This is a genomic window from Paraglaciecola sp. (assembly GCF_030730205.1).
Lineage (GTDB): Bacteria > Pseudomonadota > Gammaproteobacteria > Enterobacterales > Alteromonadaceae > Paraglaciecola.
Map to the genome: position 1 here is coordinate 13,568 of NZ_JANQVQ010000166.1, position 22,015 is coordinate 35,582.

Genomic DNA, 22,015 nt, shown 5'->3' on the forward strand with positions numbered 1-22,015 from the left:
GATCGCTGGCTATAACTCTTTTTGTTTGTCTACACGGCTAAATAACGATTCGCTGCTTTCTATGAAAGCGCTTGTTTCAACAGAGCCCGTAATATTGTATGCGGGTGGCAGCAGCGTTAAATCGTAATCAGGGCGGCTACTGAAGTCTTCTTCATTGAAAAAGCCAAAAAGGACTAAGGGAGCAAGTATTAAAGTGGACATAAACAAAGTAATGGCATTGCGCTTAGCTGTGGGTTGATGGAAGGCCACAAACAAGCTAAGCCAAATAAAAGCCATCATAATTAAGGCCACGATGAGCAATTCTACCCACGCAAACCAACTTCCCGGATTGACGTTAAACATGAAAAATGACTGCAACAAATTCAGCACAAAAAACACTAGGGTGACAATCAAAGTCAAATTTATTTGGTTTATTAAGTGACTCTCTTTTTTCACTACTTTAGCCAATACTGCAAAGGTCAAAGGCCATAAGCTAATGACAGCCAGTTGGCCTAACTCACTGGGTAAGGCGGCAAGTAATTTAAACTCGGCCACGGTGTTGATGTATTTAGAGAATAATAAATAGCCTAAACACGCGATACTTAAACTCATCGCTAGAGTGGCTTTGTTCAACCAACTTAAGTTTTCTTCCAACTCACTCAGTGGCATTGCCTTGGGTAATTGCGCCTTAGTATCAATGATTCTGAGGCGTGTGCGGCCAATCTTAATTATATCGTTAGGTTTAAGTGTTGATTGATTCACAAACTTATTATTGATTTTAATGCCATTGGTAGATTGGCAATCATTAACCATTAACAAGCCTGATTCTGGATCAACAGCAACCAGCATGTGACTGGGACAAACATAAGGATCATCAAGTCTTAGGTCATTGTTAAAATCCCGACCTACGCACACATAGTCTTGCTCAAATTTGTAATGCTTAAGGGGAATGTTTTTGCGTGATAAAAGCTCTAATACTATTGCCATTCGACAGCATCCATAAATTGTTTGATGAAACGTAACGCAGAGTCTTTGGCAACACCAGCTAAGGTAAAATGACTAATCAGTCCCTGTTCTTTATGATCTAAGGTTGCTCCAACAAACAAGACATCATAAAGCCCATCAAATTCTTTGTACGCTCTGATACATAATACTGTTTTACTCGTGACATTATGTTTGTTGGTCACTTTATTATTTTTACACTGGTAGTTTGTTACATCGGTTTTGGTCGCTGCATTACCTGCGCCCGCGCCGATAACACTGCTGTTATACAAGGAGTAAAAACGGTTTTCACCGAGCTTTTGGCCGTTTAGCCACTCAAATTCCAACTCAATCCCACCACTGCGTAAACCGCTATGTAAAAATATTTGCTCATCTAAACGGCAGCGGTTTTCAACGGATAAAAACAAAGCGTCTTCGTCGTTGGTATTAGAATCACCCCAGCACGATAAAAATTCTCCTACTTTAGCTGGAATACTGGCTCGGCCTAACGGGGCCATTTGCCATGCTGCATTTTGTAATTTACTAAACAACTCGGTTTGGTTAGCCAAAAGTTGTTGCGCTATTGCAGTTTTAAATCCATCAATAGGTAGAGGTGCATCAGCGTGTTTGGCGGCAAGATGTTCAATTTTGCTCAGAGGGATCAAAAAACCTATTTGGTTCCCGGCCGTTGCTACATTTACGCCCATCACCTGGCCATTTTCGTTCACTACTGGCCCCCCGCTCATGCCTGGGTTGATGGCGCCGGTAAAATGGATGCGTTGATAAAAGCTATTTTTCTTAATGCCATTAAAGGTGCCAGGCACCACAATCATACCTAAATCATGCGGATTACCCAGTGAATATATGGTGGTACCTTGATCGGGCAGCGTAGTCGCCAATGGAAAAATATCTTCTGTTTCTCCAAGTTCGGTTTTTCTAACAAGGGCCAAATCGTTAACAACATCAAAATTAATCAGTTCGAGAGGGCCGCTGTTACCGTTTATGGTTAGATATTCAATCCGATATTTATCAGGGTTATAAACGTACTCAGATACCACATGGTAATTAGTGACCATGTTGCCTTGAGCATCAATTTGAAAACCAGAGCCAATCGATGATTTGTTACCCGACTCTAATTCTATTATTCGAATTTGATAGAGAGCCGACTGATATTGACTAAATAGATTTTGGGCGGTTTGTTGACTGTGGGCAAATGCACTAAAAATAAACAATAAAATTAAAAAACGTCTCAATATCATCTTCCTGTAAATTAAATAACGTCAATTACCTACGACTTGCTTAGCAATAAGACGGGGCTGCGGCTCGACAAAATGTATTAGTTAAGCGAACATTGTCCTAGTTTAAATTGCACAAGCAAAGAATTAAATGGGCAAACCATTAAATATCCCTGTCCTAGCAGAAGAAATTCCTAGGATAGGCAATAAATTTAGTTGTTGGTTGGGCCAACGAGTCCTAAACGTAATGGGGTGGAGTTTTTCAGGGGAATTTCCTCGACATCCTAAAATGATCATTGCCGTTGCACCTCATACATCAAACTGGGATTTTGTTATTGGTATAGCCGTGGCGTTTTCATTGCGCTTGAAAATCACTTTTTTTGGAAAACACAATTTATTTGTTCCCCCCTTTGGTTATTTTATGCGGCGTTGGGGCGGGGTGCCCGTAGAGCGTTCAAAATCCCATGGCGTAGTCGAACAAATGGCTGATGCAATGCGCAAGGCTGATAAAATGGTTTTGTGTTTAGCGCCAGAGGGCACTCGAAGTCGTGTCGAGCGTTGGAAAACAGGATTTTTACACATTGCCTATAAAGCTCAAGTGCCTGTTTTTTTAGTGGCATTTGATTATAAGAAAAAACAGATTGAATTTGGTCCTTCGCTGATTATCGGTGATGATATTCAATATGAGCTAAATCGCATTTATACATATTTTAATGATGTTGAGGCCAAGTTTCCTGACAAAGTGGCCACCATCGTTGTACCTCAAATTGGAGATAAAGATTGAATAACAAAGGCTTCACCACTCGCCTGATCCACGCAGACCGTTTAATAAATCAACCTGAAAGTGGCGCTGTTCATCAAGCGACAAATAATTCAGTACTATTTGAATTTAAACGTGCTCAAGAGTTGGTTGATGTATTTCAAGGAAAACAAACTGGACATGTTTATTCTCGTTCATCATCGTCTTCAACAGTGGCACTACAAAATATTCTCAATAATTTAGAAGGTGGTGCAGGGGCGGTTACGTTTGCAACCGGCATGGCCGCTATTACCGCGACTATGCTGAGTCTTTTCAAAGCTGGCGATCATCTCATTCTAAGTCGGTTTTTATTTGGCAATACCCGCAGTTTAACCGAAACCATGGAAAGCTTAGGGATATCACTTAGTTTTGTAGATGTGACTGATTTAACAAAAGTTGAAAAGGCCCTACAAGTCAATACTAAAGCGGTGTTTCTAGAAACTATCGCTAACCCTGTTACGCAGGTTGCAGATTTGACTGCTATTGGACGGTGGTGCACAGCGAATCAACTGTTGTTTATTATTGATACCACGATGACACCACCCAATTTATTTGATGCAAAATCAGTATTGGCTTCGCTGACTATCAGTTCTTTGACTAAGTATATCGCTGGACATGGCAATGTTTTAGGTGGTGCAGTCGTAGATTGTGGGACGTTTGATTGGTCAAAATTCGACAATATACTCGACATTTATCGAGGAGCCGCTGTGGCGCAATGGGGATTAACCCAAATTCGCAAAAGAGGCTTACGAGATATGGGCGGGACGCTTGCCCCTGACTCTGCTCATGCTATTTCGGTAGGTTTAGAAACGTTAGTACTCAGAACACAAAGGATTTGTGATAACGCTTTGCGTTTAGCAAGGTATTTACAGTCACATCCTAAAATAGCCAAGGTGTATTATCCTGGGTTAGCTGACCATCCCCAGCACGCTCGTGCTAAAGAGCTGTTTAAAGGCTTTGGTGGTATTCTGAGTTTAGATTTAGCCGATGGAATCGATCCGATTGCGTTTTTAGATCAATTAAAATTAGTTATCTGCGCAACTCACTTAGGCGATACCCGCACCTTAGCTTTACCGGTTGCATCTACCATTTATTTTGAGAGCAGTGCAGAGCAGAGAAAGCAAATGGGGGTTAACGACAACATGATCCGCATGTCTATTGGTATTGAAGACTTTGAGGATTTGGTCAGTGACTTTGACCAGGCCTTTAGTCATTTTTAAAAAAAAGGCCATTTGTGTTGCGTTGGACGTTTTTGATGTGGTCTCATCAGACCTGCAAACGTCCACCTTACCTAAATGGCATATAAACCGCTGTGAAATGAAGGGTAAAGATCATCAGGCCCTAGGCGAGTTCTATTTCAATATCTGTCGTTGGATAGCAGCAGCAAGGTAGAATTTCATCGTCGTCAATGTAGGCGAGTGGAAAGTTAGGATACTCAACTTTTCCGCTTAATAATTTTGTACGACAAGCCCCGCAGTAACCCTCTCGACAATGAAAGTGCACATCAATTTGGTGCACTTCAATACTTTCTAATAAGGTACGCTGGGGCTGATGCAGAACAGTTTTATGTTGCTTAATATTGACCTGCAAACTGTCCTTGTTGTTACTCATAATTAATTAAAGATCAAAATCACCAAAGTCGTCAGCATTAACTTCAGAGTCGATTTGACCCACTAAGTAAGAGCTAATTTCAGATTCTTGTGGAGCGACTTGCACGTTGTCTGAATTCAAATAATTGTTCATCCATGGTAAAGGGTTGCTCTTTATATCAAAAGGTTGGCCCAAACCAATGGCTGACATGCGATGATTGGCAATAAATTCAACATACTGGCACAAAATTTCTTTATTCAAACCAATCATTGAGCCTTGTTGGAACAAATAAGCAGCCCATTCTTTTTCTTGTTGCACAGCATTCAAAAAGATTTGGGTGGCTTCTTCCTTACACTCTTCAGCAATTTCGGCCATTTCTGGATCGTCTTTGCCTTTAGCCCACAAATTAATGATATGTTGGGTTGAAGTCAGATGTAGATTTTCATCACGAGCGATGAGACGAATAATTTTAGAATTACCTTCCATCAACTCACGCTCTGCGAAGGCAAAAGTACAAGCGAATGATACGTAAAAACGGATAGCTTCTAAAGCGTTGACTGAGTTCATACACAAATACAATTTTTTCTTCAGTTCACGCATTGAAATAATGTGAGTCACACCATTTATAGTGTGTGAGCCTTCGCCCAAGGTTTGCCATAATTGGGTCGCAAATATAAGGTCGTCATAATATTTTGAGATATCTGAGGCACGTTTTTTTATCTCTTGATTTTCAACGATATCGTTGAAAATACTGCTAGGATCGCCAAACAAATTTCTTAAAATATGCGTGTATGAGCGTGAATGTATGGTTTCAAAAAATGACCATGTTTCTACCCACGTTTCTAACTCAGGAATCGAAATAATCGGTAAAAAAGCAATATTAGGGCTTCGGCCTTGAATAGAATCAAGCAGGGTTTGATATTTTAAGTTTGAAATAAAAATGTGTTTTTCAGATTCACTTAACTTTTGAAAGTCAACTCGGTCTTTACTGACGTCAACTTCTTCAGGACGCCAAAAGAAACTAATCTGTTTCTCAATCAATTTTTCAAAAATTTGGTGTTTTTGTTGGTCGTAACGTGCCACATTGACAGGATTACCAAAAAACATTGGCTCAGTCAGAGGATTGTTATTAATTTGATTAAAGGTTGTATATTTCATAGTAGATTGATTCGGCCATCTCAGATTAAAACCAAGTCCACTCTGAAGAGGTCACTTCAGAGTGGTGCTGTTAGTTGTTAAATTTTACAAGCGCCACCTGCGCAGTCATCATCTTCTTCAACAACCACTTCTTGAGCTACTGATCTATTGGCTGGTAAGGCTTGCTGTGATGCATCAGTCGCACCGTCACGGGTGTTGTGATAATACAAGGTCTTAATGCCCAATTTATAGGTAGTAAGTAGGTCTTGAAGTAATAACTTCATAGGTACTTTACCGCCTTCATACTTGTTAGGATCATAACTGGTGTTAGCGGAAATAGTCTGGTCAACAAATTTCTGCATAATACCGGTTAGCTGCAAATATCCTTCGTTAGAGGGCAGATCCCATAACAATTCATATTGGTCTTTTAGGCGCTCGTATTCAGGTACAACTTGTTTTAATACGCCGTCTTTACTTGATTTAACACTGATATGGCCACGTGGTGGTTCAATACCATTTGTTGCATTAGATATTTGTGATGAGGTTTCAGACGGCATTAATGCCGACAAGGTACTGTTACGTAAACCATATTGTTTTATATCTGCGCGAAGGCCTTCCCAGTCACAATGTAAAGGCTCACTACAAATTTTATCTAACTCTTTTTTGTAGGTATCGATTGGCATTAAACCTTGGTAATAAGTGGTTTCGTCAAACTTAGGACATGCCCCTTTTTCCTTCGCCAAATTACACGATGCCCGCATTAAATGGTATTGCATGGCTTCAAATGTTCTGTGAACTAAGCCATTTGCACTACCGTCAGAGTATTTCACGCCATTTTTAGCAAGATAATAAGCAAAGTTAATCACACCTATTCCGAGAGTTCGGCGACCCATAGTGGCGTTAAATGCGGCAGGTACCGGATAGTCTTGGTAGTCCAGTAAGCTATCTAAAGCTCTTACCGATAAATCTGCCATTTCGGCGAATTCGTCAAGGCTCTCAATTGCTCCTAAATTAAAGGCAGATAAGGTACAAAGCGCAATTTCACCGTTTTCATCATTAACGTGCTGTAAAGGTTTAGTGGGCAGAGCAATTTCTAAACACAAGTTGCTTTGACGCACAGGCGCTAATTTAGGGTTAAACGGACTGTGGGTATTACAGTGGTCAACGTTTTGTAAGTAAATACGACCCGTACTCGCACGTTCTTGCATAAACAAACTAAAAAGCTCAATCGCTTTGATTTGTTTTTTGCGGATGCTTGGGTCTTGTTCGTATTTTACATACAGTTTTTCAAATTCATCTTGATCAGCAAAAAATGCGTCGTACAGTCCAGGCACATCAGACGGGCTGAACAAGGTAATGTACTGATCTTTAATTAAGCGTGTGTACATCAGTTTGTTAAACTGAACACCATAATCGAGATGACGAACTCGATTTTCTTCTACGCCGCGATTATTTTTAAGCACCAAAAGCGACTCAACTTCTAAGTGCCACAAAGGGTAAAACAATGTAGCAGCACCGCCTCTTACGCCACCTTGTGAGCAACTCTTAACGGCTGTTTGAAAGTACTTATAAAAAGGAATACAACCTGTATGGTATGCTTCGCCTCCACGGATAGAGCTACCTAGGGCTCTAATACGACCAGCATTTACACCAATTCCGGCACGTTGGCTTACATATTTAACGATGGCACTCGCCGTTGCATTAATGGAATCTAAGCTGTCTCCAGCTTCAATTAAAACACATGAGCTAAATTGACGAGTGGGTGTTCTTACCCCAGACATAATCGGAGTAGGTAAGGAAATTTTAAATTTAGAGGTGGCATCATAAAAACGCTTGATGTAGTCCATCCGCGTTTCTTTTTCATAGTTAGCAAATAAACAGGCTGCCACTAAAATATAAAGGAACTGTGCGCTCTCATAGATCTCACCCGTCACACGGTTTTGTACTAAATATTTGCCTTCTAGCTGCTTCACGGCCGCGTAGCTAAAATCCATATCACGCCAATGATCGATATGTTTATCCATTTCGGCAAATTCAGCTTCACTGTAGTCTTTGAGTAAATGTTCATCATATTTACCTTTTTCGACCATGCTTTTAACTTGCTCAAATAAGGTGGGGGGTTCAAATTTTCCGTAGGCTTTTTTACGTAGATGGAAAATTGCCAAACGTGCGGCCATGTATTGATAATCTGGTGTTTCTGTCGAAATTAAATCAGCGGCTGAACGAATCAACGTTTCATGAATATCTGCGGTTTTAATGCCGTCATAAAACTGAATATGTGCTTTTATTTCGACTTGTGAAACCGAAACATTGTTCAAACCTTTTGCAGCCCACTCAAGTACTTGGTGGATTTTGTCTAAATCGATAAGTTCACGTTCGCCGTTTCGTTTAGTGACGTAGAGATCATTAGTCATGTTTTTGCCGTTTTTGTTTTAGTTTAGCGTGAAAATGGAGAGGATTTTGTGCATCCAAGCCCGTGATTTTTAGTGTTGTTGTTCGATCCGTTTTATTAACGACTATGCCAATATTGGCCGTTTTTTGTTCTAAGTGTATTTAACAACGGAACACAAGATAGTGAGGTTTTGACTCGAATGCAACCCAATATATAGTGTTCGAGCGCCCACATTTAGTGCATGTCAATTTAGGTTAGTATTGACTCACCTAAAAAAGCGTTTCTTAGAGCGACTAAGGTAATTGCAAGTAAAATTTTAAACTAATTTTAGGCTTAAAATATTTTAGATCTAAAAAATCTGGTTTTATGAATTAACGATATATAGTGTTTTAAGCAAGACGAAACCACTATATATCGTATTTTGATGATTGAACGCCTTTTAAACACTTACGAATTTAAGGCGTTTAATTCTTGCTCGAATCGAGATCTTTTTATTCACAAGTGCAGGCTACTTACAACAAGTCGGCCTTACTCAAACTGAAGAGTGCGTTGCTATTACCTGCTGGTCCTTTGTTCAAATCCTAAAGACTATTTTGGCAGTGTATAATGTAATTCACGTCCACATTTTGAGCAGATAAATAATACTCTCTGGTCATGGGATTAAGATGAAGTCCTGTTATGTGCTTTATTAAAAGAGGAGTGTTATCGATCCACTTCATCAATTCACTTGGCTTAATAAATTTATCATGCTGGTGAGTACCTTTAGGAACGAGACCAAGTAGATATTCCGCTGCGACGATTGCCATTAAATAGGACTTTATATTGCGATTAAGTGTTGAGAAAAACACATGACCACCTGGTTTCACTAATTTATAACACGCCGCGACGACCGAAGCGGGGTCGGGTACATGTTCTAACATCTCCATACATGTCACTACGTCAAATTGTGCAGCACGCTGTTCGGAGAATTCTTCGGCAGTTGTTTGCTGGTAGTCAACGTTAACGCCAGTTTCTAAACCATGTAGGCGGGCTATTTCAAGAGGCGCTTCACCCATATCGATGCCGCTTACATTAGCACCTTGTTTCGCCATACTTTCTGCAAGGATCCCCCCGCCACAGCCTACATCGACAACCGTTTTACCCGTTAAGCCCCCGGTGTGTTGCACAATGAAATCGGTGCGCAATGGGTTAATCTGATGCAAAGGTTTAAATTCCCCAGTTAAGTCCCACCAACGATTGGCAAGTTCAGAAAATTTTTGAATTTCAAGCGGGTCAACGTTTTGCTGATTAGTCATTTATATATCCTGTTTCAAACTGGCACCATTATAGCCAGCTAGTGATTTCAGTATCCACTATAAAAAGCGCTACTAGCTAACTGACTGCGCACTATATGAGCGATCTCTGACTGTTTATTTTTCTCAGTCAATGCTAGAATCGCTCGGATGTTTAACGAAGTATTTTAGCTAACATGTTTATATCTTTTCAAAATCCTAGCTTAGTAGATATAACGCGAAAACTTCTCAATTAATACTCCAATAATAATGACTAGGGACAAGGCTGTATATGACTGATAACGCCCAAGAAATTCTTCCAGTAAATATCGAAGAAGAACTAAAAAACTCTTATCTTGATTATGCGATGAGCGTTATTGTAGGCAGGGCGCTGCCTGACGTGCGAGATGGGTTGAAACCGGTACATCGCCGCGTTTTATTTGCCATGAATGAGCTCAAAAATGATTTCAATAAACCTTACAAAAAATCTGCCCGTGTGGTGGGTGATGTTATAGGTAAATACCACCCACATGGTGACTCAGCGGTTTACGATACAATTGTTCGTATGGCGCAGCCGTTCTCTTTAAGGTACATGTTGGTTGATGGTCAAGGAAACTTCGGCTCGGTCGATGGTGACTCCGCGGCAGCAATGCGTTATACCGAAATCCGTATGGCCAAAATCGCCCATGAATTGCTGGCTGATCTAGACAAAGAAACGGTTAACTTTGTGCCCAACTATGACGGTCAGGAAATGATCCCTGAGGTCCTTCCTACCAGAGTGCCGAATCTGCTTGTCAATGGTTCGTCGGGTATAGCTGTAGGTATGGCCACCAATATTCCGCCTCACAACTTAACTGAAGTGGTTAATGGTTGCATCGCGCTTGTTGATAACCCTGAATTAACAATTGATGAGTTGATGACCTATATCCCAGGTCCAGATTTTCCAACCGCAGCTATTATCAGCGGTAGAAAAGGAATCGATGATGCCTACAGAACAGGGCGTGGCAAGATATACATGCGCGCTCGAGCGGAAATTGAAACCGAAGCCAATGGCAAAGAAACCATCATCGTTCATGAAATTCCGTATCAGGTTAATAAAGCACGTTTAATTGAAAAAATAGCCGAGCTTGTTAAAGAGAAAAAAATTGAAGGCATTTCTGCGCTACGTGACGAATCTGACAAAGATGGTATGCGTATAGTAGTTGAAGTACGTCGTAACGAGTCTGCTGAAGTATTACTTAACCATTTATACACACAAACACAAATGCAAACTGTGTTTGGTATCAATATGGTGGCATTAGACAAAACTCAGCCTAAAGTTATGAACCTGATGGACATTTTGAAGGCGTTTATTTTACATCGCCGAGAAGTGGTCACCAGACGAACGGTTTACGAGCTTAAAAAAGCACGTGAACGGGCTCATATATTAGAAGGCTTGGCGATAGCCTTAGTCAATATTGATCCTATCATTGCGTTAATTAAAGCATCCAAGAGCCCCGCAGAGGCTAAAATAGGCTTAACCGCACAAGGTTGGTCATTAGGTGATGTCGCTGAAATGCTTGAAAGAGCGGGCGATAATGCCGCTCGTCCTGATTGGTTAGAACCGCAATTCGGCATTCGTGAAGGTTTGTATTACCTAACTGAGCAACAAGCTCAAGCGATTTTGGATTTACGTTTAAATAAATTAACGGGTTTAGAACACGATAAGATTCTCGATGAATACAAAGAATTACTAAATATCATTGCTGAATTGTTGCACATTCTTGCGAGTCCTGAGCGTTTAATGGAAGTCATTCGTGAAGAATTAGAGAAAGTTCGTGACGAATATGGCGATGCTCGTCGTACCGAAATAACCTCTGCATCTCACGATATTGATATCGAAGATTTGATCGAGCAAGAAGAAGTGGTCGTGACCTTGTCTCGCGAAGGTTATGTTAAGTATCAAAAACTCAACGATTATGAATCTCAGCGTCGTGGCGGTCGTGGTAAATCAGCCACTAAGATGAAAGACGAAGATTTCATCGAGAAGTTATTAGTCGCCAATACCCATGATCATATATTGTGTTTCTCAACACGTGGCCGCTTGTATTGGTTGAAAGTCTATCAACTACCACTGGCTAGTCGAAACGCGCGTGGTCGTCCTATCATCAACATATTACCTTTGGAAGAAAACGAGCGCATCACTGCTATTTTACCAATCAAAGAGTTTGAAGAAGGTAAATATGTATTGATGGCAACTGCCAACGGAACGGTGAAGAAAACTCCATTAGTGGAATACTCCCGTCCTCGTTCAAACGGTATTATTGCGGTTAATTTAAATGACGGTGATGAACTTATTGGCGTCGATATTACTAATGGTACCAATGACATCATGTTGTTCTCTGACGCGGGTAAAGTTGTTAGATTTAATGAGAAACAACGTGACGCTGAAACCGGTGAAGTCAAACTCGATCCAGAAACTGGCGAAGAATTATTAGCCTTACGCCCAATGGGTAGAACCGCTACTGGTGTTCGTGGTATCAGATTGCAAGATGGTCAGCGAGTTGTATCGTTGATCGTACCAAACGGTGAAGGTGCGATATTAACCGCAACAGAAAACGGTTTTGGTAAACGTACTCCGGTGCAAGATTACCCAGCTAAGAGTCGCGCGACCCAAGGTGTCGTTTCAATCAAAGTATCTGAGCGAAATGGTAAAGTAGTTGGCGCGGTTCAGGTTAACGAAAGCGACGAAATCATGTTGATCAGTGACCAAGGTACGTTAGTGAGAACACGCGTGAGTGAAGTGTCTACTGTTGGCCGTAATACTCAAGGTGTTCGCTTAATTCGTACCATTGAGGGTGAACATGTTGTCGGTTTACAACGTATTGATGAAATAGAAGAAGCTGAATTAGGCGACTTTGAAGATGTTGATAATGAAGTAGAGACCTCTGACGCTGACAGTATCGCGCCAGACACCGAAGAAGGAAGCGACGCTGAATAAGACAGCGTTAATTCTTCTATAAAAACACTGTCAAATCGAATATTAAACTTTAATAATCGAATTCCAGAGTAAAAACGAGTGGCTTGTGCCACTCGTTTTGTTTGTATTAGGGCTAAATAGGAAGCAAATGTCAGATATATTTAATTTTTGTGCAGGTCCCGCGATGTTGCCAACAGAGGTTATGCAACAGGCACAAGCTGAGTTCATTAATTGGCAGGGATTAGGTTGTTCAGTGATGGAAATTAGCCATCGTAGTAAAGAATTTATCGCGCTTGCAGAACAGTCAGAGCAGGATCTTCGGGACTTACTTAACGTGCCTAAAGATTATGCAGTGCTTTTTGCTCACGGTGGCGGTCGCGGTCAATTTTCGGCGGTACCACAAAACTTAGCACATGCAGATCAATCAGCAGCGTATTTAATCAATGGCTCATGGTCAGAAGGAGCTCACAAAGAAGGCAGTAAATATCTTAACGCCCAAGTTATAGGGCGCTCAGTGATTGAACAAGGTTTAGCCTTAGTGCCTGAAATTAACGCTGCGGATATTGATCAGAGTCTTGCCTATTATCATTATTGTCCAAATGAAACCGTAGAAGGTATGGAGATCAACTGGTTGCCAGATAGCGGCAATGTACCATTAGTCGCTGATATGTCTTCGTGTATTTTATCAAAAGAAATTGACGTGTCTAAATTTGGTGTAATTTATGCCGGTGCGCAAAAGAATATTGGTCCCTCAGGCTTGTCTGTTGTGTTAGTTCGCAATGAATTATTGGATCAAGCGCGAGATACTACCCCGTCTTTCATGCATTACAAGACCATGGCTAATTTTCAGTCAATGTATAATACGCCACCTACTTATGCGTGGTACTTAGCAGGACTGGTATTTAAATGGTTAAAAGCGAAAGGTGGAGTAGCAGCAATAGAAAAAATAAATAACCAAAAAGCTGCGCATTTGTATGACTGCATTGATGGCTCAGATTTTTATCTAAATCATGTGCATGCAGATTATCGCTCAAGAATGAATGTAGTCTTTCATTTAGCCGATCCTACACTTGATGCTCTTTTTTTAAGTGAAGCAGAAAAAGCGGGTTTACGAGCTTTAAAAGGACATCGAATAGTGGGCGGTATGCGAGCGAGTATATATAACGCAATGCCACTAGAAGGGGTTAAGGTGTTAACAGAATTTATGCGCGAATTTGCTAGGAGTCATGGTTAATGGAACAATTGCTATTAGAGCCGATAAAACATGTATCAGGTACTGTAAATGTACCGGGTTCCAAGAGTCTATCGAACCGAGCTTTATTACTTGCTGCACTTGCTAAAGGCGAGACGCATTTAACGAATTTATTAGACAGTGAAGATATACACCACATGCTTACTGCCTTGACTGCATTAGGTATTCAATATCGCTTATCATCTGATAAGACAGAATGTTGGGTAACAGGCAATGAAGGCGTATTTAACACAGGCCAAGAGCTAAGTTTATTTTTAGGCAATGCGGGTACAGCAATGCGTCCTTTATGTGCCGCACTTGCATGTAGTCACGGTCGGTTTGAATTAACTGGTGAACCCAGAATGGAAGAGCGCCCTATTGGTGCCCTTGTTGATTCATTAGAGCAAGCAGGAGCACAAATTACCTACTTGAAAAGTAAGGGCTATCCACCTCTAAGTATTCAAGGAATACCGCTAAAAGGCGGTGATATCAGTGTAGATGGCAGTGTTTCAAGTCAGTTTTTGACTGCCTTATTAATGGCTGCTCCTTTATTTATTGGTGACTCACGTATTCAAATCAAAGGGGAGTTGGTTTCTAAACCCTATATCGATATTACCCTTGATACTATGGCAAAGTTTGGTATTGAAGTTGAAAATGAAAACTATCAAGCATTTAACGTTAAAGGTAATCAGCAATATCAATCGCCAGGCAAATTTTTAGTTGAAGGGGATGCCTCATCTGCGTCGTATTTTCTTGCGGCGGGCGCAATTAAAGGTGGTAAGGTCAAAGTGACTGGGGTTGGCAAAACCAGTATTCAAGGCGATGTGAGATTTGCTGATGTACTTGAAAAAATGGGCGCTCATATTTCATGGGGAGATGATTATATTGAAGTTGAAGGTGCACCTTTGCACGGTGTGGATTTAGACTTAAATCACATTCCAGATGCTGCGATGACTATCGCTACCACCGCATTATTCGCTACCGGTCCAACGACAATCCGAAATATTTATAATTGGCGGGTCAAAGAAACTGACCGCCTAGCTGCAATGAGTTGTGAATTACGAAAAGTGGGAGCGACAGTAGAAGAAGGAGATGACTATATTTTTATAACGCCTCCGGTCAAACTGACTCATGCCGCAATTGATACCTATAACGATCATCGAGTAGCAATGTGTTTTTCCTTAGTTGCACTTAGTGATACTGCGGTGACTATTAATGATCCTGGCTGTACCGCGAAAACATTTCCAGACTACTTTAGTCGGTTTGCCACCATATGCAGTGATTAATTAATGTTCAAGCACGGCTAATAATTTTTTCTGCAGCATTAGTGTCATTGCTTATAACTGGGCAATGCGTATAATTGCGCCCGATTTTCACCACTCAGGAGAGGGCATGTATTCTGAACCCATAATAACTGTGGATGGACCCAGTGGTGCTGGTAAAGGAACTATTAGTGTCTTACTAGCCAAAAAGCTTGGTTGGCATTTTTTAGATAGCGGCGCAATTTATCGGGTATTAGCCATTGCTTCTATTCATCATCAAATTCCAGCTGATGACGAAGCAGGCTTGTTACCTTTGGCAACCAGTCTTGATGTTAATTTTGAAACCTCGGAATTTGGCACCAGAATTATGTTAGAGGGAGAAGATGTCTCTGACGCAATTCGGACCGAGGAAGTGGGTGCTGTTGCATCTCAAATTGCATCATTACCAGCAGTAAGAGAAGCCTTGTTACGACGTCAGCGGGCATTTAAACAATCACCAGGCCTTGTTGCCGATGGTAGAGACATGGGCACAGTGGTTTTCCCAAACGCCCAGGTAAAAATATTCTTAACTGCGAGTGCTGAAGAAAGGGCCTCTAGGCGCTTTAATCAGTTGAAAGATGCTGGTCACGGTGTTAGCATATCGCGCCTTTTGGAAGACATCAAGGCTCGTGATGAACGAGACGCCAACAGAAGTGTTGCTCCTCTTGTGGCTGCCGATGACGCATTAATTATTGATTCTACGGACTTGTCTGTAAATCAAGTAATTGAAAAGATTGAGGAATTTATTGATTTGAAGTTAACTGAAACTTCTGTTCATAAAACTCTGTAAACCGTAAATTTGCCGACGTCAGGATGACATTGGCTATGAATAACAACCCCGCGTTAACTGGATTGTAATGTGGCTGTCAATTAAAGAAACTATTGAAAACTATGATTGAAAATTTTGCTCAACTATTCGAAGAGAGTTTGAAAGAACTCGAAACCCGTCCTGGTTCTATCGTTAAAGGTACTATCGTCTCTATTGATAAAGACATCGTATTGGTAGACGCCGGTTTGAAATCTGAAAGTGCTATTCCTGTTGAGCAGTTCAGAAATGCAGACGGCAGTTTAGATATCGCTGTTGGTGATAAAATTGATGTTGCACTAGACGCTATTGAAGATGGCTTCGGTGAAACAATTCTATCTCGCGAAAAAGCTAAACGTCATGAAGCGTGGGTTGAATTAGAAGAAGCGTATACTCAAAAGAAAACCATCATAGGTATTATTAACGGTAAAGTTAAAGGTGGTTTTACAGTAGAAGTGAACACAGTGCGTGCATTCTTACCTGGTTCATTAGTAGATGTTCGTCCAGTACGTGATACTGCGCATCTAGAAGGCAAAGAATTAGAATTTAAAGTTATTAAACTTGATGCAAAACGTAACAACGTTGTTGTTTCTCGTCGTGCTGTAATCGAAGCAGAAAGCAGTGCAGAACGTGATTCATTACTTGCTAACCTTGAAGAAGGTCATGAAGTTAAAGGTATCGTTAAGAACCTTACTGACTACGGCGCATTCGTAGATTTAGGCGGTGTTGATGGTCTACTTCACATTACCGACATGGCTTGGAAACGTGTTAAACATCCAAGTGAAGTTGTAAATGTTGGTGATGAAATCAATGTTAAAGTATTGAAATTTGACAAAGATAAGTCTCGCGTATCTCTTGGTATGAAGCAAATGGGCAACGATCCGTGGCAAGAAATTGCTAACCGTTACCCTGAAGGTGCTAAATTAAGCGGTGCTGTCACTAACCTAACTGATTACGGCTGCTTCGTAGAAATCGAAGACGGTGTTGAAGGTTTAGTACACGTTTCTGAAATGGATTGGACCAACAAAAACATTCACCCATCTAAAGTGGTTAACTTAGGTGATGTGGTTGAAGTTATGGTTCTTGAAATTGATGAAGAGCGTCGTCGTATTTCTCTTGGTCTTAAGCAATGTATTCCTAACCCATGGGAAGAATTCGCTAAGGCTCAAAGCAAGGGCGATAAAGTTTCGGGCAAAATCAAATCTATCACTGACTTCGGTATATTCATCGGTCTTGATGGCGGCATAGATGGTTTGGTGCATTTGTCTGATATTTCTTGGAATAAAACAGGTGAAGAAGCTGTTCGTGACTACAAAAAAGGTGACGAAATCTCAGCTGTTGTATTACAAGTTGACCCTGAGCGCGAGCGTATCTCTTTAGGCGTTAAGCAAATCGAGGAAGACCCATTCAATCAATATTTGACTGACACCAAAAAAGGCACAATCGTTACTGGTACAGTAACTGCAGTTGATGCTAAAGGTGTATCTGTTAAATTGGCAGATGAAGTAGAAGGCTATATTCGTGCAGCTGACCTAGCACGCGAAAGAGTTGAAGATGCTTCTGAAGTAGTAAGCGTTGGTTCTGAAATCGAAGCTAAGTTTATGGGTGTTGATCGTAAGAACCGCATCGTAAACCTTTCTGTTAAAGCGAAAGATCAAGCTGATGAGAAAGATGCAATTGATAAAGTGAACCAGCAAGAAGAAGTGACTTTCACTAACGCTTTTGCTGACGCTTTCAAAGCAGCTAAAAACGACTAATATAAGTGTGAGTGCGTACAATTAGTTTTACATTAGTTGCTGCGCACTTTAATATCGGAAATAACAGTTTTTTTGATTAACGGAGAGGTTATATGACCAAATCAGAACTTATCGAAAGACTCGCCGATAAAGCACGTCATATTCCGGCCAAAGATGTTGAATTGGCTATAAAGGAAATACTCGAACAAATGGCACAAACCTTACAAAAAGGTGAGCGCATTGAAATACGTGGCTTTGGCAGTTTTTCTTTGCATTTCCGTGCTCCACGAGTTGGCCGTAATCCTAAAACAGGTGAGACTGTGAAGTTGGACGGTAAATACGTTCCTCATTTCAAACCAGGTAAAGAGTTACGCGAACGAGTAAATGAATTTTAGTAGTAACAGTTTTTATTGAATTCTTATTAAACGGCACTCCAATTTGGGTGCCGTTTTTGTTACAGTAGAAAACAATTCATTATTCTTTAAAGCATTATCGTTTAGCCGGTTATTAATCCCGCAGATTTAACAATGTTTTACTCAATTCTTATAGGTAACAATGAAAGTTAAAGGCTTATTAATACTTATTGCTATACTGATCCTGCTTGTTATAGCCAGTTTTATTGGCTCTTACAATGGTCATCTTGTATCACTTCACTATTTGATTGCTAAATCTGAGATCAAGTTATCCTATGTTTTAGCCGCATCATTTTTGTTAGGGGTATTTGTTTGCTTGTTGAGTATTTTGCCTTACATCTTACGGTTGAAATGGAAAATGGCCTTAGTGAATCGTCAAAACAAGAAACTGCAACAAAGGAATACTGATTCCTAATGCTAGAACTGTTATTTTTGTTATTACCTGTTGCCGCCGGGTATGGTTGGGTAATGGGCAGAAATAGTGTACGCCAAGCGCAGCGTAAACAATCCAGTATTTTATCCAAACACTATTACCGTGGTCTCAATTTTCTTTTATCTGACGAGCCAGACAAAGCCGTAGATACGCTAATCAAGATGATTGATTTGGATAGTGACACAGTTGAAACCCATATTGCCATGGGAAAATTTTTCAGACATCGCGGTGAATTAGATCGTGCTATTCGTGTTCATCAAAATCTTGTTAGCAAAGATGAAATATCCGCCAGTCAAAGAGAGTCAGCGTTAAAAGAATTAGGTAGAGACTATGTATTGGCAGGTTTTTTAGAGCGTGCTGAAAATGCTTTTTTACAATTACTCAACAGTGAAAAACATTTTGTCGAAGCACAAACTCAGCTGTTTAACATTTATCAAACCACCAAAGAATGGGGTAGGGCAATTGAGTTAGCCGAAAACATGATAAACGCCGGAGGCGACAGTGATGAGTTGTGCGCACGGGTTGCACATTTTTATTGTGAACAGGCTCTTATCGAATGGCGTAAAGACAATTTGAGTGCAGCGGAAGACTATTTAAAACAAGCCATTAAAGTTGATGAAAAAACCGTTAGACCTTGGTTAATGTTGGGCGAGTTAGCGATTCAAAAAGAGCAGTATGAATTAGCAATCGAACACCTATCGCAGGTACCCATGCGTGACATTACTTGGCTTTCTGAGGCAATCCCATTAATAGAGAAATGCAGTGAGAAACTGGGTGACGAACGCAAGCTGAGCGGCATTCTTGATTTGTATTGGGAGCAATGTGCTACAGCTTATTTGGCTAAAGTTAAGTTGGTCGCCAAGGATGAATCATCTGTTAAAGCTGCAGAATTGTTACTTGGCCAGCTTAGAACGCATCCCACCATGAAAGGCTTCAAGACGCTGATGGGTTTGTATATCGAGCAACAAGAAGATGAAAATTCTACAAATAGTCTTCGACTGTTAAAAGAATTAGTTGAAGAACAAATCAAGTTAAGACCCAAATATCGTTGTCATAGCTGTGGTTTTTCTGGCAGTCAATTACACTGGTTATGCCCATCTTGTAAAAAGTGGGGAGTGGTAAAGCCCATTAAAGGTTTAGATGGTGAATAGTATGGTAGAACCGAAAATTGTCGTTGCATTAGATTTTGACGATGTTAAAAAGGCCTATAACTTTATCGACAAAGTTGAGCCAAGTTTGTGTAAATTGAAGGTTGGCAAGGAAATGTTTACGCATTTCGGACCTGATTTTGTCACATATTTAATAAAAAAAGACTTTAACGTATTCTTAGATCTTAAGTTCCATGATATCCCCAATACCGTCGCTAAAGCCTGTGTTGCCGCGGCCGATCTTGGTGTATGGATGGTGAATGTTCATGCTTCTGGCGGTCCACTTATGCTGGAGCAGGCTGCAAAAGGCTTGGAGCAGTTTGGCAACGAAAGACCACTGTTGATTGCAGTAACAGTCTTAACCAGTATGGATCAAGCGCAGTTGAATGCGATCGGCATTACTGTTTCACCAACTCAGCAAGTGATGAATTTAGCAAAATTAACTAAATCGAGTGGCTTAGACGGAGTTGTATGCTCCGCCCAAGAAGCGAGCATGTTAAAACAAGAACTCGGTCAGGACTTTGTTTTAGTCACTCCAGGAATCAGACCAGCAGGGAGTGAAAAAGGCGATCAAATGAGAATTATGACGCCAAGAGAAGCGGTGATAGCCGGTTCTGATTATTTGGTTGTTGGTCGTCCAATTACTCAAGCCCTCGATCCCTTAGCGACATTAATTGAGATCAATAACACCCTTGTGGATTAGTATGGTGTATCACCTCAATAGAAAACGAAAAGGCCGCTTACAAAGCGGCCTTCATTTTTAACTTTATGGATATCGGTTATACCTATTGTTATTACAGAGTCTCTAGCGCTGTTTTTGCATCCATGTATTCCAAGTTTAACGTTTTGCCTAAGGCATCGGTCACTGCTTTGTAGGTCACCCTTCCTTGATAAACATTTAAGCCATTAAGTAGATGCGGGTTGTCTAACATGGCTTGTTTGGGTCCTTTATTAGCCAAGGCTAAACCAAATGGCAATGTGGCATTGTTCAACGCCATTGTTGAGGTCCTAGCAACGCCACCAGGCATATTAGCAACACAATAATGAACTACGCCGTCAACGGTATAAACGGGATCTTGGTGAGTCGTTGCTTTTGATGTTTCGAAACATCCACCTTGGTCAATGGCCACGTCTACAACGACAGATCCTTCTTTCATATTTTTAATATGTTCATGGCTTAAGAGTTTTGGCGCGGCAGCGCCAGGAATTAAAACGGCACCAATCACTAGATCCGCTTTACTAGAGTAATACTCTATTGCGTCTACAGTAGAAAATACGGTTTTAAGACGACCATCAAAAATATCATCTAACTCTCGTAAACGGGGAAGTGATCGATCAAGAATCGTCACATCAGCACCGAGACCTAAAGCCATTTTAGCAGAATTAGTTCCTACCACTCCACCACCTATAATCAATACTTTGCCAGGGGCAACGCCAGGTACGCCACCGAGTAAAGTACCGCTGCCGCCATGGGCTTTTTCTAAGTAGTGTGCACCCGCCTGGACAGCCATACGGCCGGCTACTTCACTCATAGGAGCAAGTAAAGGTAAGCCATTTTTGATATCGGTTACGGTCTCATAAGCGATACACGTGGCACCTGATTCTACTAACAATTTAGTCTGTTTAGGGTCTGGCGCTAAGTGCAAATATGTATAAAGAGTCTGGCCTTTACGTAACATAAGGCATTCATTTTCCTGTGGCTCTTTTACTTTTACAATCATGTCTGCACTTGCAAAAATAGTTGGCGCGTCGGCAATTATCTTCGCTCCGGCGGCAATGTATTCTTCGTCAGTAAAGCCAATGGCGCTACCAGCATTAGTTTCTACCCAAACTTCATGAGAGAAGGTCACGAATTCTTTAACGGCGGCCGGGGTTAAGCCAACACGATATTCATGGTTTTTTATTTCTTTTGGTACACCAATTAACATAGTTTCGCCTTTTCAGTTGGATAGAGTTTGGGTTTAATTTTGCAGCGGCAGTATAGGCGAACTTTGTTAGAAATTTATCCTGTAATTAAATAGCAATAAGTATAATATATTGATAAATAGTGATTTTGCAGAATTTAATATGCTCATCAAAACGCCTAAACACCTAGATAGGATCGATAGAAACATCCTAATCGAATTACAAAAGAATGGAAAAATATCTAATACTGACTTAGCGACTAAAGTAGGGCTTAGTGCAAGTCCTTGTTTAGAAAGAGTAAAACGCTTAGAGCAGCAAGGTTACATCAAGGGCTATCATGCCAGAGTCGACCCAACAAAACTGGGCGCGTCTATGCTGGTCTTTGTTGAAATAACCTTAGTAAAAACTTCAGTCGATATTTTCGAAGACTTTTCTGCTGCGGTGAGAACCCAAGAAGATATTCAAGAATGTCACCTAGTTTCAGGCAATTTTGATTTTTTGCTAAAGGCTCGAGTGGCTGATATGTCGAGTTATCGTAAATTATTAGGCGACACCTTGCTCAGATTACCCGGTGTGAGTGAATCTCGAACTTACGTGGTGATGGAAGAAATTAAAGAATCAATGCAGGTAAAAATTAGTCTCAAATAGCCATGATTTATGAAATTTGGTGAAATAACCAGCGAAAGCATTGGCTTAGCTA

General features: G+C 40.8%; 19 protein-coding genes. 12 read left to right on the forward strand and 7 right to left on the reverse strand.

All coding sequences use genetic code 11. From position 1 onward, the window contains the following. Positions 1 to 9: 9 nt before the first annotated feature. Both NWQ57_RS11135 and NWQ57_RS11140 read right to left on the reverse strand, forming a co-directional pair. Positions 10 to 966, reverse strand: coding sequence for an FHA domain-containing protein (locus tag NWQ57_RS11135; RefSeq protein WP_306022218.1), 957 nt, complete (start codon positions 964 to 966; stop codon positions 10 to 12). Beyond that, positions 957 to 2,213 carry a serine protease gene (locus tag NWQ57_RS11140; RefSeq protein WP_306022219.1) on the reverse strand — a complete coding sequence of 419 codons (1,257 nt, stop codon included), beginning with the start codon at positions 2,211 to 2,213 and terminating at the stop codon, positions 957 to 959. Before NWQ57_RS11140 ends, NWQ57_RS11135 begins: the two co-directional genes overlap by 10 nt. Before the next feature lie 133 nt (positions 2,214 to 2,346). Here NWQ57_RS11140 and NWQ57_RS11145 point away from each other — a divergent pair, with 133 nt between their 5' ends. Both NWQ57_RS11145 and NWQ57_RS11150 read left to right on the forward strand, forming a co-directional pair. Further along, on the forward strand, positions 2,347 to 2,979 hold the full coding sequence (locus tag NWQ57_RS11145; RefSeq protein ID WP_306022220.1) for a lysophospholipid acyltransferase family protein: 633 nt from the start codon (positions 2,347 to 2,349) through the stop codon (positions 2,977 to 2,979). Beyond that, on the forward strand, positions 2,976 to 4,214 hold the full coding sequence (locus NWQ57_RS11150; RefSeq protein WP_306022221.1) for a cystathionine gamma-synthase family protein: 1,239 nt from the start codon (positions 2,976 to 2,978) through the stop codon (positions 4,212 to 4,214). Before NWQ57_RS11145 ends, NWQ57_RS11150 begins: the two co-directional genes overlap by 4 nt. A gap of 121 nt (positions 4,215 to 4,335) precedes the next feature. On the opposite strand, the gene yfaE is transcribed toward NWQ57_RS11150, so the two are convergent. The 4 genes from yfaE to ubiG all read right to left on the reverse strand — a co-directional run bounded on the left by yfaE (position 4,336) and on the right by ubiG (position 9,408). Then, positions 4,336 to 4,605 carry a class I ribonucleotide reductase maintenance protein YfaE gene (yfaE, locus tag NWQ57_RS11155; protein ID WP_306022222.1) on the reverse strand — a complete coding sequence of 90 codons (270 nt, stop codon included), beginning with the start codon at positions 4,603 to 4,605 and terminating at the stop codon, positions 4,336 to 4,338. Positions 4,606 to 4,611: 6 nt separating this feature from the next. Then, positions 4,612 to 5,742 (reverse strand): class Ia ribonucleoside-diphosphate reductase subunit beta, encoded by a 1,131-nt coding sequence (gene nrdB, locus NWQ57_RS11160; protein WP_306022223.1) that lies wholly within the window; start codon positions 5,740 to 5,742, stop codon positions 4,612 to 4,614. A 77-nt stretch (positions 5,743 to 5,819) separates the two neighbouring features. Beyond that, the gene (nrdA, locus tag NWQ57_RS11165; protein ID WP_306022224.1) at positions 5,820 to 8,135 is read right to left on the reverse strand and encodes a class 1a ribonucleoside-diphosphate reductase subunit alpha; all 2,316 of its coding nucleotides are present in this window, start codon (positions 8,133 to 8,135) and stop codon (positions 5,820 to 5,822) included. 559 nt (positions 8,136 to 8,694) lie between these two features. Beyond that, positions 8,695 to 9,408 (reverse strand): bifunctional 2-polyprenyl-6-hydroxyphenol methylase/3-demethylubiquinol 3-O-methyltransferase UbiG, encoded by a 714-nt coding sequence (gene ubiG / locus NWQ57_RS11170; protein ID WP_306022225.1) that lies wholly within the window; start codon positions 9,406 to 9,408, stop codon positions 8,695 to 8,697. Positions 9,409 to 9,676: 268 nt separating this feature from the next. On the opposite strand from ubiG, the gene gyrA reads away from it, so the two are divergent. The 9 genes from gyrA (at position 9,677) to pyrF (ending at position 20,113) form a co-directional block, all read left to right on the forward strand. Further along, positions 9,677 to 12,364 carry a DNA topoisomerase (ATP-hydrolyzing) subunit A gene (gene gyrA, locus NWQ57_RS11175; RefSeq protein WP_306022226.1) on the forward strand — a complete coding sequence of 896 codons (2,688 nt, stop codon included), beginning with the start codon at positions 9,677 to 9,679 and terminating at the stop codon, positions 12,362 to 12,364. 127 nt (positions 12,365 to 12,491) lie between these two features. Beyond that, entirely contained in the window at positions 12,492 to 13,577 is a 1,086-nt protein-coding gene (gene serC / locus NWQ57_RS11180; protein ID WP_306022227.1) for a 3-phosphoserine/phosphohydroxythreonine transaminase, read from the forward strand. Continuing rightward, positions 13,577 to 14,860 (forward strand): 3-phosphoshikimate 1-carboxyvinyltransferase, encoded by a 1,284-nt coding sequence (gene aroA, locus NWQ57_RS11185; protein ID WP_306022228.1) that lies wholly within the window; start codon positions 13,577 to 13,579, stop codon positions 14,858 to 14,860. Before serC ends, aroA begins: the two co-directional genes overlap by 1 nt. Before the next feature lie 106 nt (positions 14,861 to 14,966). Further along, on the forward strand, positions 14,967 to 15,665 hold the full coding sequence (gene cmk, locus NWQ57_RS11190) for a (d)CMP kinase (protein WP_306022229.1): 699 nt from the start codon (positions 14,967 to 14,969) through the stop codon (positions 15,663 to 15,665). A 101-nt stretch (positions 15,666 to 15,766) separates the two neighbouring features. Continuing rightward, on the forward strand, positions 15,767 to 17,437 hold the full coding sequence (rpsA, locus tag NWQ57_RS11195) for a 30S ribosomal protein S1 (protein ID WP_306022248.1): 1,671 nt from the start codon (positions 15,767 to 15,769) through the stop codon (positions 17,435 to 17,437). Positions 17,438 to 17,529: 92 nt separating this feature from the next. Further along, the gene (gene ihfB / locus NWQ57_RS11200; protein WP_306022230.1) at positions 17,530 to 17,811 is read left to right on the forward strand and encodes an integration host factor subunit beta; all 282 of its coding nucleotides are present in this window, start codon (positions 17,530 to 17,532) and stop codon (positions 17,809 to 17,811) included. Between the two features lie 160 nt (positions 17,812 to 17,971). Then, positions 17,972 to 18,244 carry a LapA family protein gene (locus tag NWQ57_RS11205; RefSeq protein ID WP_306022231.1) on the forward strand — a complete coding sequence of 91 codons (273 nt, stop codon included), beginning with the start codon at positions 17,972 to 17,974 and terminating at the stop codon, positions 18,242 to 18,244. Then, positions 18,244 to 19,413 carry a lipopolysaccharide assembly protein LapB gene (lapB, locus tag NWQ57_RS11210; protein ID WP_306022232.1) on the forward strand — a complete coding sequence of 390 codons (1,170 nt, stop codon included), beginning with the start codon at positions 18,244 to 18,246 and terminating at the stop codon, positions 19,411 to 19,413. Before NWQ57_RS11205 ends, lapB begins: the two co-directional genes overlap by 1 nt. Position 19,414: 1 nt before the next feature. Then, entirely contained in the window at positions 19,415 to 20,113 is a 699-nt protein-coding gene (gene pyrF, locus NWQ57_RS11215; protein ID WP_306022233.1) for an orotidine-5'-phosphate decarboxylase, read from the forward strand. A gap of 91 nt (positions 20,114 to 20,204) precedes the next feature. Here the strand turns inward: pyrF and ald are convergent, their stop codons facing one another. After that, positions 20,205 to 21,338 (reverse strand): alanine dehydrogenase, encoded by a 1,134-nt coding sequence (gene ald / locus NWQ57_RS11220; RefSeq protein WP_306022234.1) that lies wholly within the window; start codon positions 21,336 to 21,338, stop codon positions 20,205 to 20,207. A gap of 139 nt (positions 21,339 to 21,477) precedes the next feature. On the opposite strand from ald, the gene lrp reads away from it, so the two are divergent. Further along, the gene (gene lrp / locus NWQ57_RS11225; protein ID WP_306022235.1) at positions 21,478 to 21,963 is read left to right on the forward strand and encodes a leucine-responsive transcriptional regulator Lrp; all 486 of its coding nucleotides are present in this window, start codon (positions 21,478 to 21,480) and stop codon (positions 21,961 to 21,963) included. The last annotated feature ends 52 nt before the right edge of the window (positions 21,964 to 22,015 follow it).